This window comes from Kushneria phosphatilytica (assembly GCF_008247605.1).
Taxonomy (GTDB): domain Bacteria; phylum Pseudomonadota; class Gammaproteobacteria; order Pseudomonadales; family Halomonadaceae; genus Kushneria; species Kushneria phosphatilytica.
The window spans coordinates 39,874-51,960 of the sequence record NZ_CP043420.1 but is presented as its reverse complement, the minus strand read 5'-3'; the positions used below and the strand labels follow the sequence as shown (position 1 = coordinate 51,960).

The following is a 12,087-nucleotide window of genomic DNA, read 5'->3' as shown; positions in this document are numbered from 1 at the left end:
ATCAGCTGTCCATCTGCTGCTGGCGCTGCTCCTGCTTCTGAGCATACATGGCATCGAAGTTGACCGGTGCCAGCATCAGCGCCGGGAAGCTGCCACGTCCGACCATGTTGTCGATGCACTCGCGCGCATAGGGGAAGAGTACATTGGGGCAGAAGGCACCCAGTGTATGGCCAAGCTGCTCGTCGCTCAGCCCGGCAATGGTGAACAGCCCGGCCTGCTCGACTTCGGCAAGAAAGGCGGTGGACTGCTCATCGCCATTATAGACATGCGCCGTTACTCGCACGGTGACCTCATACATCGACTCGCCCAGCATGGTGTGCTCGGTATCGACGTCCAGCTTCACGCGCGGCTGAAACTGCTGCTGGAAGATCTGCGGCGAATTGGGCGCTTCGAAGGAGATATCCTTGACGTAAATACGCTGCAGTGCGAACTGGACTTCGCCCTGACCGTTCTCGGCTGTGCTGTCGGTGGCGTTATTCTCGGACATGGTAGCGATTTCCTGCGGTGACGGTTGAATTCGACGCTGTGCAGAGGCGGTGGATCAGCGACGAGCGGTGGGCAGATTGTCGGCCTGCCACTGCGAGATGCCGCCCTTGAGGCGAACTGCCCGCGTAAAGCCGGCCTTTTTGAGCTTCTCGACCGCGGCCCCGGACTGCTGTCCCATCTTGCAAACCACGATGATCGGCTTGTCCTTGTGCTCATCGAGTTCCTGCATGCGATCGTCGAGACGATCATTGGGAATATTGCGCGAGCCGGGGATATGCGCCTTGCGGAACTCGCTCTTGTCACGCAGATCGACGATCACACCATCCTCGCGGTTGATCAGGGCGGTCGCCTCACCGGAAGAGACTCCCCCGGCAGCGTTACGTCGGGCTTCATAGGCCATGAAGGCCACACCCACTACCACAAAGGCACCCACCAGCAGAGGGTGATGGCTCACGAACTCCAGAAGCTGATCAATCATGACAAACTCGTACTCGTTGCGTGTCCCGGCAAGGGTCTGCATCGACGCACCCGGCAGGGCCTGCCGTACGCGCCGCTCCGGTGACCGGATTCCGGAGGGGCCCAGTATACATGAGCAGGCGCATGGATCATCCGGGGAAGCATACGATCATGCGCACTGCCCATCGGCTGCGTTATGATGACGCCAGCCGCCGACTCTGCTTGATGACGCATTCTCACGTCGGCACGCCTGCTCCTTCACCGTTAGCGAGGCTTTCCATGTCACAGGAACGGACCGATCGGCCCCGTCCGGTCGCCCTGATCATCCTCGACGGCTACGGTCGTAACCCGAACACCGACGACAATGCGGTCGCCCTGGCGAACACGCCCGTCATGGATCGACTGCTTAGTGAGCGCCCACACACCCTGATTCATACGGATGGCGGGCATGTAGGTCTACCAGAGGGGCAGATGGGCAACTCCGAGGTAGGGCACATGAACATCGGTGCCGGCCGTGTGGTCTTCCAGAGTCTGACCCGTATCTCCAATGCCATCAGCGATGGCGAACTGGCCGACAACACCGCGCTGACCGGCGCCATCGATGCCGCCATCGAGCGCGGTCGCGCCGTACATCTGCTGGGCCTGCTCTCACCGGGTGGCGTCCACAGCCATGAGGATCATATTCTGGCACTGGCTGAGCTGGCGGCCGCCCGGGGTGCAAAGCGGGTCTACATTCACGCGTTTCTCGACGGCCGCGATACCCCGCCACAAAGCGCCCACGAATCGCTGGTGCGTGCTGACGAAAAGCTCCAGCAGCTGGGTGTCGGCCATGTCGCTTCAATGGTGGGTCGCTTCTACGCCATGGATCGTGACAACCGCTGGGAGCGGGTCGAGCAGGCCTGGCGCGTGGTGGTCGATGGCCAGGGCACCCATACCGCCACGACCGCCGAGGCCGGCCTCGAGGCCGCCTATGAGCGGGGCGAAACCGATGAGTTCGTCGAAGCGACCAGCCTGCGCCCCGAGGATGCCCCGGTCACCATCGAGGATGGCGACGCCGTGCTGTTCGCCAACTTCCGCGCCGACCGCGCCCGCGAACTGGCTCGGGTCTTCGTCGATAATGACTTCGACGGTTTTGCCCGCGAGCGCCGGCCGCAGGTTGATTTCGTGATGATGACGCAGTACAGCGATGGCCTTGATGCTCCGGTCGCCTTCCCACCACAGGATCTGCCCAACACCCTGGGCGAGTTCACCAGCGCTCGCGGCCTCACTCAGCTGCGCATCGCCGAGACCGAGAAGTACGCCCACGTCACCTTCTTCTTCTCCGGCGGACGCGAAGAGCCCTTCGAAGGCGAAGAGCGTATCCTGGTGAATTCGCCCAAGGACGTGAAAACCTACGACGAGAAGCCGGAAATGAGCGCCGGTGAAGTGACCGACCGTCTGGTCGAAGCAATCGATTCCGGCCGTTTCGATCTGGTCATCTGCAACTATGCCAACTGTGACATGGTCGGTCATACCGGCGATCTGCAGGCCGCCATCGGCGCTGTGGAGGCCGTTGATACCGGTCTGGGCCGTGTGCTGGAAGCCATCGAGCGTGCCGGCGGTAGTGCGCTGGTGACGGCCGATCACGGCAATGCCGAGCAGATGGTCGATCCGGAGACCGGCAAGCCGCATACCGCCCATACCACCTTCCTGGTGCCGCTGGTCTATGTCGGTCAGCGCCCGGCGCAGCTGCGCGATCACGGGCGGCTATGTGACCTGGCGCCCTCGCTGTTGAGCATGATGGGCGAGCAGCCACCGCAGGAAATGACCGGCCACAGTCTGGTGGATTTCAGCTGAGTGCCGACTCGCCGGGCAATGGCCCGGCGAGCCCGGTCGGATGATGAGCAGCACGAGGGAGATGTCAGGCCAGTGTCGTGTTTCGGATTGCGGTCCTCCAGCGGCCGCGGTAAGCAGTGCTCGGCCATGCGAGGCCGATGGACTGCCATGGCAACGGCGCTACTGCTGAGTGCACTGCTCCCTCTATCCGGTCGGGCGCATGCTGCCGAGCTGGAGGCGTCAAAGGCGCAGCTCAAATCGATCCAGCAGCGTATCAGCAATACCCAGCAGCGTCTGGACAGTACCGGCAGCGAACGTGGCGAAGCTCAGCGCACCCTGCGCAAGGCGGAACAGGCACTGGCCGACACCCATCAGCGCATCGATCAGCTACAGCAACAGCAACAGCAGACCCGTCAGCAGCTCAAACAGCTCGGCCAGCGGCAAAAGGCCCTTGAAGCGCAACGTCACGCCCAGCAAAAGGCGCTTGGCGAACAGATGCGCGCCCTCTATGAGATGGGGCGTCAGCCGCGTTTCAAGATGCTGCTCAATGGCGATGATCCCACTGAACTGGAACGCTTTCAGCGCTATCTCGACAGTCTCAACGAAGCGCGCGCCAAACAGCTCGCCAGACTCGAGACACTCAACCAGCAGCTCGCCGACAACCAACGCGACACCCGCAAACAGCAGCAGCAGCTCAGCGAGCTGCTCGCCAATCTGCAGCAGCGCCAACAGCAGTTGACCGAGCAGCGTCAGCAGCGTCAAAAGGCGCTGGCCAAACTCGATCAGCGCTATCAGAGTCAGCAGTCCCGCTTGAGCGACCTGAAATCGGAGCGCGAAGAAGCCGAATCAATGGTTGATCAGCTACAGCAGCAGCTGGCCCAGGCCCGACGCGAGCGCGAAGCCGAGGCGCGACGCCAACAGCAGGCATCAGCGAAATCATCAACATCAAAAGCCGGCGAATCCGGACTGACCCAGAGTGAGCTGGCCGCCGAACCTGCGACGACTCACCACCGTGCCAGCGGGGGACAGCACTCGAAATGGCCGGTCGATGGCCGTCTGCTGGCGCGCTTCGGTCAGGGAGACGGCATCGACCGCAATGGTGTACTGATTGCCGCCAGCGCCGGCACGCCGGTGCGGGCAGTCGCCGCCGGTCAGGTGGTGTTTGCCCACTGGATGCGCAGCTTCGGTAACCTGGTCATCATCGAGCATGACGGTGTACTGACGCTCTACGCTCACAACCAGAGCCTGACCGTCTCGGCCGGTGATCGGGTCGATCGTGGCGCGGTCATTGCCCATGTTGGTGACAGCGGCGGTCGGCATCGTCCGGCGCTCTATTTCGAGGTTCGTCGCGGCGGTCGGCCGATTGACCCCGACCATTGGCTGGCTCGGCGCTGAACGCCCGACCCTCAACCCATGGCATGCCCGATACGGATCGGACTATGCTGACTCAGTGGCCCTCAGGTCACCGTCGTTGCCGAACCATTCAGGAGACGCCATGCGCGTGCGTCGCACTCCGCTGCTGTTAATGCTGAGCCTTGCTCCCTTAACGCTACAGGCGCCAGTGTGGGCCGAAGCCGATACGCCCGCCGAGATGCCTGCCGAGTCGTCATCTGCACCGGCGTCACAGTCGGCGCCCGAGATCGATATCGAGGAGGTTCAGACCTTTGCCGAGGTCTTCGAGCGTATCAAGCGCACCTACGTCGATCAGGTAGATGACGCCACGCTGCTGCGCAATGCGATGCGCGGCATGCTCTCCGGGCTGGATCCGCACTCGGCCTATCTCGATCAGGATGAGTTCGAGCAGCTACAGGAAGCGACAGAAGGCGAATTCAGTGGTATCGGCATTCAGATCGGCGAGGAAAATGGCCAGCTCACCATCATTGCCCCGATTGATGATACCCCGGCCGCACGCGCCGGCCTGCAGCCACACGACCGCATTCTTGCCATCGACGGAACACCCACCGAGGGCATGTCGCTCGAAGAGTCGGTGGATCGGCTGCGTGGCGAAGCCGGCACCTCGGTAACGCTGACCATCCGCCATGAAGGCGCTACCCAGCCACGCGAAGTGACGCTGGAGCGCGCCGAAATTTCGAGCCAGAGCGTCAGCTCTCGCATGCTGGCGCCGGGCTATGGCTATTTGCGCATCAGTCAGTTCCAGACGCGCACAGCCGAGCAGGCACGCAGCGCCATTAAAGCGCTCAAGGACGATAGCCGGAACCCGCTGCGCGGCGTCATTCTCGATCTGCGCAACAACCCAGGCGGCCTGCTCGATGGCGCCGTGGATGTCGCCGATCTGTTCCTGGATCACGGCCTGATCGTTTACACGCGGGGGCGCCTGCCGGATTCAAGAATGTCGTTCTCCGCCCATGCCGAAACCGCCCTGGAAAGCACCCCCATGGTGGTACTGATCAACGGAGGAACGGCCTCGGCTGCGGAGATTGTCTCCGGGGCCCTGCAGGACCAGCATCGGGCAATCGTGATGGGCAGCGAAAGTTTCGGCAAGGGCTCGGTGCAATCGGTCATGCCGCTTAATGATGGCACCGGTCTGAAGCTCACCACGGCGCTCTATTACACCCCGGCCGGCCGCTCCATTCAGGCGGAGGGTATTGTCCCCGATGTCGATGTTCGTCAGGGACACCTTGAAGTTGCCCAGGGAAGTGACTGGCAGGTCAGGGAGTCGGATCTGAGCGGCCATCTGCAGAATGCTGCCGGGGCCGGCCAGGGCGAGGCTGCACAGGACAGCCCGGCCGCCGGAAGTGACTACCAGCTTGGTGAAGCGCTCAATCTGCTGCGCGGGCTGAACGCCATCGGCCAGCGCGATCAAACCAGCTCCCGGGAGGCACCCGGCAGCCGGGCGAAGAGGCCCGAGTAATACAGTGACGTGCTTCCAGCCGGGGCTCGAACAGGTCAGTACGGCCAGCAGGCGCGCAAACGCCCCGGCAGATCGTCACGCGCTCCCATGGCCTGACGCATCATCATATCCTTGAGCGGTCCGCCGGCATCCGCCAGCGCAAGACCACGATTGCGTAACAGGCGCAGGGCCGGCAGACGGCTGCCAAACCCCACCCTGAAGGCATCCATCAGCATCAGCATGGTGGCGTTGTCACCCCGTCGGCGACGCGTATAGCGCGCCAGTATGCGCTCATCTGCCAGCGGGGCACCGCGCTGCCGGGCCCGCTCAAGCTCCTCGCCAAGCACTGCTACATCCAGCAGACCGAGATTGACGCCCTGCCCGGCGAGCGGATGCAGGCGGTGGGCCGCATCCCCGACAAGCACGACACCATCAGCGGTATAACGCCGTGCGTGATGCTGTACCAGCGAGAAATCGTAACGTGTTTCGATCGCCTCGATATCATCGGCTGGCAGCTCGAAGGCATGCGTCAGCGCCCTTTGAAAGGCATCGTCATCGAGAGCCATCAGCCGATGGGCTTCATCGATCTGACACGACCAGACGATTGAAGAGCAGTGGCGCGCGCCATCGGGACTCAGCGGCAGGAAGGCCAGAGGGCCGGTCGGCAGGAAGCATTGACGGGCACTCGCATGATGATCATGACGATGATGCACCGTAGTGACGATGGCGCGCTGCCCGGTGGCAAACTCGCGTCGGCGAATCCCTGCCAGCGCTCGAGTGGTCGAATTCGCGCCATCGGCAGCCACTACCAGCTCGGCCGTCAGCTGACGATCTTCCGTCAGGGTTAATGTCGTCCGCCCATTGTCGCGGCTGAGCGCCTGCGGCGTGGCGTGTTCGAAGAGCGTCACCCCGGGATGCGTGTGCAGCCGCTCGCCCAGCGCGGCCAGCATCACGCCATTCTCGACGATATGACCCAGCGCCGACACACCCAGGGCTTCGGCTTCGAACGTGATCCGACCGGTGCCCTCGGACTCCCAGACTTCCATGAGGCGATAGGGGCTGATCCGACGCCCGGCCATGGCCGACCAGACACCAAGCGACTCGAAAAGCGCCTGAGAAGCGGGTGTAATGGCACTGACCCGCGGATCGATCCGCGCCGGTGTCCAGTTGCCACCGAGCTGTCCGGCCTCGATCAGCGCCACGCTCATGCCTGCCTCAGCCAGGATCAGGGCCTGACTGGCCCCCACCAGGCCGCCACCGACGACCACCACGTCGAAATCCATTGCTTCCTCGCCTCATGACGCGCCGCTCTGATGGCGGCTCGCCTCGATTCATTCATGATCTGCTCATCCCGGGCCTGATCACCCGCGCCGGTGGAACAACCCCATGGCACGTCGGGTGACCAGCCGCTTGAGCGGCGCACTCACTTCCAGCCCTGCCAGGCCGGCACCCCGCAGATGCCCCAGTCCCGGCCACTGATGCTCGAACAGGGTGACCAGAGAATTGCTGGCCGGCATGATCAGATCGCGGTCGGCACCGCGTCGGCGTTCGAATTCGCGCATCATGGCGGCACTGCCGGGCGCTTTCCCTTCGGCCAGATGGTCAGTCAAGGTATCGCGCAGGGTCATGGCCCCGCGCAGGGCAAGGTTGAAGCCCTGACCGGCGACCGGATGCAGCGCATGGGCCGCATTGCCGAGAATGGCCAGATGCGGGCGCGACTGCTCGCGTGCCCGGGCGGTTGACAGGGGATAGAGCTGACGCGTCCCCAGCTTTCGAAAGCGGCCCAGCCGATCACCGAACTGCTGTTGAAGGGTATGCAGAAAAGGGCTGGGCGCCATCCGGGCCAGCTGTTCGGCCGCTTCGGGTTCACGCGTCCAGATCAGCGCCATGCGCCTTGAGGTCAGCGGCAGTAGCGCCATCGGCCCTTCCGGCGTGAATCGTTCGAACGCCCAGCCCTGGTGGTCGCGCCCGGTTTCGACATTGGCGATCAACGCATGCTGACCGAAGTGATGAACATCGGTTTCGATGCCCAGCTGCTGCTTCAACGGCGAACGTCCACCATCGGCCAGCACGGTCAGGCCGGCATTCAGCACGATACCGGAATCCAGCGTCAGCTGATGGCCGCCCGGCTGCGGCTCGATCCGGTCGACGCGGGTCGGACAGTGCCATTGAAGCGACAGCGTCGCCAGCCGCTCATGCAGCACTCGCCCCAGCCAGGCATTGGGGAGCACATGACCCAATGCCGGAAGATGGACATCGTCCCGGGAGAGTCGGGTGGTCCCGAGATGGCCACGCTGACTGATGTGAATATGGTGAATATTGCCGGCACGTTCGGCCAGCTGTGACCAGATCCCCATGGCTTCGAAATGACGACGCGAGCCATAGGCAATGGCGCTGGCGCGTTCATCGAAACTGGGCTGATAACTGCGGGTGTCACTGCCATCAAGTGCAGCCGCCTCGATCACGGCGACCTTCAGATCAAAGCGCTCGATCAGTGGCGCCAGCGCCAGCGCCAGGCTGGCACCGACCAGCCCGCCACCGATAATGGCAACATCGACCGTTTGTGTTTCATCACGATCTGCCAGGGCATTACGCATGTGGACTCCCGGACGACACCTTCATCGCCCTAATGGCGAGTGGCGGAATGACTGTCATCTTCAGGCTGCTCGACCTGTGGACGCCCCGGATGCTGCTCGGTATACAGCATCAGGGCCGCCATGCGGGCATGATCGGTCAGCGCAAACAGATCGTTCTCGTTCTCCCGGGTATCAGCCAGATCGGTCTCGATGGCCGTCATCTGTCCCAGATCCCCGAGCGCCTCGGTCAACATGGCCGGCCACTGTCCGCGCTGCTCTTCATCCACGTCTTCGACCACTTCATTGAAGCCCTGACACCACTCTCTCAGGGCCTGGGCACGTTCCGAGAGTGAAAACAGCTCATCGGGCAGTAACGGCTCGAAGCTCATCTCGGCAGCACTCAGGCGTTCTCGTGCCTGGGCTCGCCAGGCCAGCAGCACCTGTGCCTCATCACGGGAGCGGGGCTCTTCCACCCCCAGCGACTCACAGACCAGGGTCAGCCATGCTTCGGCATCGATATCCGCCAGTGCCAGTCGGGCGCTGAGCTGACCGTCGAGAAAGGCGGGAGACTGCAGGCTGCCATGAGCCAGAAAAACATCGGCGACGGTGGCAAAATCCACCGGCGGCTGATCGGTCGACATCCGGACCTCGATTACGGTAAGGAGTACAGCTGCCACCCGGCCAGCGGTCGCGTTGACCGCCATCGAGCGGCTCTCTATAGTGGCGACGACGGGTGTTCACGGCGTCCTGATCGCGGAGAACCGTCATCACGTCAGCGTTCACCATCTTAGCGCAACGGCCACCACTTGGCCCGTACCGGAAGTGATGTCATGTCCGAGGGACCACGTCAGACCGCCGAAATTACCCTCATGGGTCAGACCTATGTGGTCAGCTGTGCGCCCGGCGAGGAAGAGGAACTCGCCCAGGCTGCCCGTTATCTCAATCAGGCCATGAATGGTATCCAGTCCCGGGGGCGCACCATCAGCATCGACAAGGTGGCGATGATGGCCGGCCTCAATATCACGCACGAGCTGATCCGCGAAATTGCCGCACGCAAGGCGCTGGAAGAGCGTCTTGCCGGTCTTGCCGAACGGCTCGAACAGGCGCTTGATCAACCGGCCCGGCAGCGGAACGACAACGACTGAAACTTCATCAGACTTTCGCCGCTGCGGTCACGATCTGTTAGAATGGAATCGTTCTCTGGGTTGTTCGCCAGTTGTTTATAGACCCTCGAGCCTATACTGACCTCCAGGGAGGCCAAACGCTAGGCGGGTCTGTGTGCATGTCCGCGCGTCGGAAAGCCTGATGACCCGTCTGCGGCCACCCACCTGAACCAATAGGTTCAGGGCCACAACAACAGCGGCAGCCCGGAGAACTCCTCATGCCACTGCGCAATGAGCCCTCACCCCTTCGCACATCCCGATCCAACGTCACCATAGCGCCCGTAACCGCCGGTCACGATCGCCGCGCTCTGCGTCGGATGCTGCGTCATCGTCGTCGTACGCTTGCCCCGGGCGAACAGCGCCAGGCTGCCCTGGCTCTGCGTCAGCAGCTGTTGCGCATGCCGGAAATCATGCGGGCCACCCATCTGGCCTTCTATCTGCCCAACGATGGCGAGATCGACCCCGGCCCCCTCATCGCCACCCTGCGCCGCCGTGGTATTCACGTCTACCTGCCGGTGCTGCGGCCTCTGGTCCATAACCGGCTATGGTTTGTCGAACTGCGCCAGGACACGCGGCTGGTTTCCAATCGCTTCGGCATCGCCGAGCCAGCGCTGCAGCAGAGTGCCCAGCGTCACCGTCGGCTGCCGGCCTGGGCTCTGGATACGATCCTGATGCCACTGGTGGGGTTTGATGCCCGCGGGAACCGCCTGGGCATGGGGGGAGGCTTCTACGATCGCACTCTGGCATTTACGCGTCATCGCAGTACCCGACCCACCCTGATCGGCCTGGCACACGGCTGTCAGCAGGTCGACAGTCTGCCGGCCGCCGAGTGGGATGTCCCGCTCGACGCCGTGGTCAGCGATCGCGCCATCATTCGAGCGCAGCGCTAGGCCGCTGACACCTGCCTCGCGGTACTCAGGAGCCCATCAGGGTCTGAGCATAGCCGGTGGCTACCATGCCGATACCAAAGATAAAGACCAGAGTCAGCACCAGATCAGGCTTGCGTTTCATTACGGCTCCATCGGGGAAAAGCCGTCTCCAGCGACGGCGTCGCCGATCATAGGACGCTCCCGATTCATCGACAACACGCCAAAGCGACAATTATCCCGGTTATCAGGCGTTATTTCAGGTCATGAACAGCCGATAGGCCGGATTATCGGTTTCGCGCCAGTAGCGATACCCGATGGTATCCAGGTGATGCTCGAGGCCCGCTTGATCCTCGGTAACCTGCATGCCGATCAGTACCCGGCCATAGGCGGCACCGTGATTGCGATAATGAAACAGTGAGATGTTCCAGCCCTCAGGCATATGATCGAGGAAGTTCATCAGCGCACCCGGGCGCTCGGGAAATTCGAAACGATAGAGCTGTTCATTGGCCGTCCAGGGCGTACGGCCACCGCCCAGATGGCGAATATGCAGCTTGGCGAGTTCATTGTCGGTGAGATCTTCCACCGGATAATCCGCGGCTCGTAACTGCTCGATCACCGCTATCCGATCACTGCCGCCCGGTCGTACCCGCAAACCGACAAAGATGTGCGCTCGCTCACCATCGGCATAGCGATAGTTGAACTCGGTCACCATGCGTTCGCCGATCACCTGACAGAAGCGCTTGAAGCTGCCCGGCTGCTCGGGAATGGTCACGGCCAGGATGGCCTCGCGCTGCTCGCCCAGCTCTGTGCGTTCGGCAATATGCTGCAGCCGATCGAAATTGATGTTGGCCCCCGAGTTGATGCAAATCAGGGATTTGCCTTCAACACCCTGCTGCTGCACATACTTCTTCAGTCCTGCCAGCGAGAGTGCACCGGAGGTTTCCGAGACTGCCCGGGTATCCTCGAAGATATCCTTGACTGCGGCACACATCTCATCGGTGGTCACGGTCACCACACCATCGATGTACTCGCGCAGAATCTCGAAGGGCGCCTCACCAATCTGGGCCACGGCCACCCCTTCCGCGAACAACCCTACCTGCGGCAGCGTTCGACGCTCACCCGTTTCCAGTGCCAGCTTGAGACAGGCCGCATCCTCGGGCTCGACGCCATACACACGAATATCAGGCCTTAAATATTTCACATAGGCCACCACCCCCGCGGCCAGTCCTCCGCCGCCGACCGGTACGAAGATCGCCTCGATCGGTTCGGGATGCTGACGCAGGAGCTCCATGGCGATGGTGCCCTGACCGGCAATGATATCGGGGTCGTCGAAGGGTGGAATCCAGCTATAGCCTTGTTCTTCCATCAGCTCACGGGCTCGTGCCAGGGCCTCGCTGAAGGCATCACCATGCAGGATCACCTCGGCCCCCCGGGCCCGTGCCGATTGCACCTTGATCTCCGGGGTAATGCGCGGCATGACGATAACCGCATGCACGCCCATGCGCTGGGCCGCCAGAGAGACCCCCTGGGCATGGTTGCCGGCCGAGGCAGTAATGACCCCCACCGCTCGCTGATCCGGCGTCAGCTGTGCCATGCGATTGTAGGCACCTCGCAGCTTGAAGGAGTAAACCGGCTGCAGATCTTCACGCTTGATCCAGACCTGGTTGTTGAGCCGCCGGGACAGAAAGGGGGCGGCTGACAGCGGCGTTTCAATGGCCGCATCATAGACCCGCGCCTGAAGGATCTTCTTGGCGTATGCTTCCAGCATGCTCGTGTCCTGAAAATAAGGTAAATACCGAAGCAGTGCACTGGTCGGACGATCGATGGATCGATCGGAGCAGGATGCTACTGTTTCACGTGAAACATGCACT

At 62.5% G+C, this 12,087-nt stretch carries 11 protein-coding genes and 1 other RNA gene; 6 read left to right on the top strand and 6 right to left on the bottom strand.

The features are described from left to right. Nucleotide 1: 1 nt before the first annotated feature. Both secB and FY550_RS00250 read right to left on the bottom strand, forming a co-directional pair. The gene (secB, locus tag FY550_RS00255; RefSeq protein ID WP_070980329.1) at nucleotides 2–487 is read right to left on the bottom strand and encodes a protein-export chaperone SecB; all 486 of its coding nucleotides are present in this window, start codon (nucleotides 485–487) and stop codon (nucleotides 2–4) included. Nucleotides 488–541: 54 nt separating this feature from the next. Further along, the gene (locus FY550_RS00250) at nucleotides 542–964 is read right to left on the bottom strand and encodes a rhodanese-like domain-containing protein (protein WP_070980497.1); all 423 of its coding nucleotides are present in this window, start codon (nucleotides 962–964) and stop codon (nucleotides 542–544) included. Nucleotides 965–1,221: 257 nt separating this feature from the next. Between FY550_RS00250 and gpmI the strand changes: the two genes are divergently transcribed. From gpmI to FY550_RS00235, 3 genes are all read left to right on the top strand, one after another. Next, a complete protein-coding gene (gpmI, locus tag FY550_RS00245; protein ID WP_149054275.1) occupies nucleotides 1,222–2,778 on the top strand; it encodes a 2,3-bisphosphoglycerate-independent phosphoglycerate mutase in 1,557 nt (518 codons plus the stop codon). 126 nt (nucleotides 2,779–2,904) lie between these two features. Then, the gene (locus FY550_RS00240; RefSeq protein WP_168201471.1) at nucleotides 2,905–4,152 is read left to right on the top strand and encodes a murein hydrolase activator EnvC family protein; all 1,248 of its coding nucleotides are present in this window, start codon (nucleotides 2,905–2,907) and stop codon (nucleotides 4,150–4,152) included. Between the two features lie 100 nt (nucleotides 4,153–4,252). After that, nucleotides 4,253–5,629, top strand: a complete 1,377-nt coding sequence (locus FY550_RS00235; RefSeq protein ID WP_149054273.1) for a S41 family peptidase — start codon at nucleotides 4,253–4,255, stop codon at nucleotides 5,627–5,629. 35 nt (nucleotides 5,630–5,664) lie between these two features. On the opposite strand, the gene FY550_RS00230 is transcribed toward FY550_RS00235, so the two are convergent. The 3 genes from FY550_RS00230 to FY550_RS00220 all read right to left on the bottom strand — a co-directional run bounded on the left by FY550_RS00230 (nucleotide 5,665) and on the right by FY550_RS00220 (nucleotide 8,825). Beyond that, nucleotides 5,665–6,891: a UbiH/UbiF/VisC/COQ6 family ubiquinone biosynthesis hydroxylase gene (locus FY550_RS00230; RefSeq protein WP_149054272.1), complete on the bottom strand. Its 1,227-nt coding sequence runs from the start codon at nucleotides 6,889–6,891 to the stop codon at nucleotides 5,665–5,667. 78 nt (nucleotides 6,892–6,969) lie between these two features. Next, nucleotides 6,970–8,205 (bottom strand): 2-octaprenyl-6-methoxyphenyl hydroxylase, encoded by a 1,236-nt coding sequence (gene ubiH / locus FY550_RS00225; protein ID WP_070980326.1) that lies wholly within the window; start codon nucleotides 8,203–8,205, stop codon nucleotides 6,970–6,972. Between the two features lie 29 nt (nucleotides 8,206–8,234). Further along, nucleotides 8,235–8,825 (bottom strand): UPF0149 family protein, encoded by a 591-nt coding sequence (locus FY550_RS00220; RefSeq protein WP_070980491.1) that lies wholly within the window; start codon nucleotides 8,823–8,825, stop codon nucleotides 8,235–8,237. 189 nt (nucleotides 8,826–9,014) lie between these two features. Here FY550_RS00220 and FY550_RS00215 point away from each other — a divergent pair, with 189 nt between their 5' ends. The 3 genes from FY550_RS00215 (at nucleotide 9,015) to FY550_RS00205 (ending at nucleotide 10,237) form a co-directional block, all read left to right on the top strand. Beyond that, nucleotides 9,015–9,329 carry a cell division protein ZapA gene (locus tag FY550_RS00215; RefSeq protein WP_070980324.1) on the top strand — a complete coding sequence of 105 codons (315 nt, stop codon included), beginning with the start codon at nucleotides 9,015–9,017 and terminating at the stop codon, nucleotides 9,327–9,329. 49 nt (nucleotides 9,330–9,378) lie between these two features. After that, nucleotides 9,379–9,562: non-coding RNA, 6S RNA (ssrS, locus tag FY550_RS00210), on the top strand. Nucleotides 9,563–9,565: 3 nt separating this feature from the next. Then, nucleotides 9,566–10,237: a 5-formyltetrahydrofolate cyclo-ligase gene (locus tag FY550_RS00205; RefSeq protein ID WP_084388210.1), complete on the top strand. Its 672-nt coding sequence runs from the start codon at nucleotides 9,566–9,568 to the stop codon at nucleotides 10,235–10,237. 235 nt (nucleotides 10,238–10,472) lie between these two features. Here the strand turns inward: FY550_RS00205 and ilvA are convergent, their stop codons facing one another. Then, on the bottom strand, nucleotides 10,473–11,984 hold the full coding sequence (gene ilvA, locus FY550_RS00200) for a threonine ammonia-lyase, biosynthetic (protein ID WP_070980322.1): 1,512 nt from the start codon (nucleotides 11,982–11,984) through the stop codon (nucleotides 10,473–10,475). Nucleotides 11,985–12,087 lie beyond the last annotated feature (103 nt).

What these genes read in the sequence shown, in the direction of transcription:
- secB (WP_070980329.1), bottom strand. Translation starts at nt 487, where the DNA reads ATGTCCGAGAATAACGCCACCGACAGCACAGCCGAGAACGGTCAGGGC.
- FY550_RS00250 (WP_070980497.1), bottom strand. Translation starts at nt 964, where the DNA reads ATGATTGATCAGCTTCTGGAGTTCGTGAGCCATCACCCTCTGCTGGTG.
- gpmI (WP_149054275.1), top strand. Translation starts at nt 1,222, where the DNA reads ATGTCACAGGAACGGACCGATCGGCCCCGTCCGGTCGCCCTGATCATC.
- FY550_RS00240 (WP_168201471.1), top strand. Translation starts at nt 2,905, where the DNA reads ATGCGAGGCCGATGGACTGCCATGGCAACGGCGCTACTGCTGAGTGCA.
- FY550_RS00235 (WP_149054273.1), top strand. Translation starts at nt 4,253, where the DNA reads ATGCGCGTGCGTCGCACTCCGCTGCTGTTAATGCTGAGCCTTGCTCCC.
- FY550_RS00230 (WP_149054272.1), bottom strand. Translation starts at nt 6,891, where the DNA reads ATGGATTTCGACGTGGTGGTCGTCGGTGGCGGCCTGGTGGGGGCCAGT.
- ubiH (WP_070980326.1), bottom strand. Translation starts at nt 8,205, where the DNA reads ATGCGTAATGCCCTGGCAGATCGTGATGAAACACAAACGGTCGATGTT.
- FY550_RS00220 (WP_070980491.1), bottom strand. Translation starts at nt 8,825, where the DNA reads ATGTCGACCGATCAGCCGCCGGTGGATTTTGCCACCGTCGCCGATGTT.
- FY550_RS00215 (WP_070980324.1), top strand. Translation starts at nt 9,015, where the DNA reads ATGTCCGAGGGACCACGTCAGACCGCCGAAATTACCCTCATGGGTCAG.
- FY550_RS00205 (WP_084388210.1), top strand. Translation starts at nt 9,566, where the DNA reads ATGCCACTGCGCAATGAGCCCTCACCCCTTCGCACATCCCGATCCAAC.
- ilvA (WP_070980322.1), bottom strand. Translation starts at nt 11,984, where the DNA reads ATGCTGGAAGCATACGCCAAGAAGATCCTTCAGGCGCGGGTCTATGAT.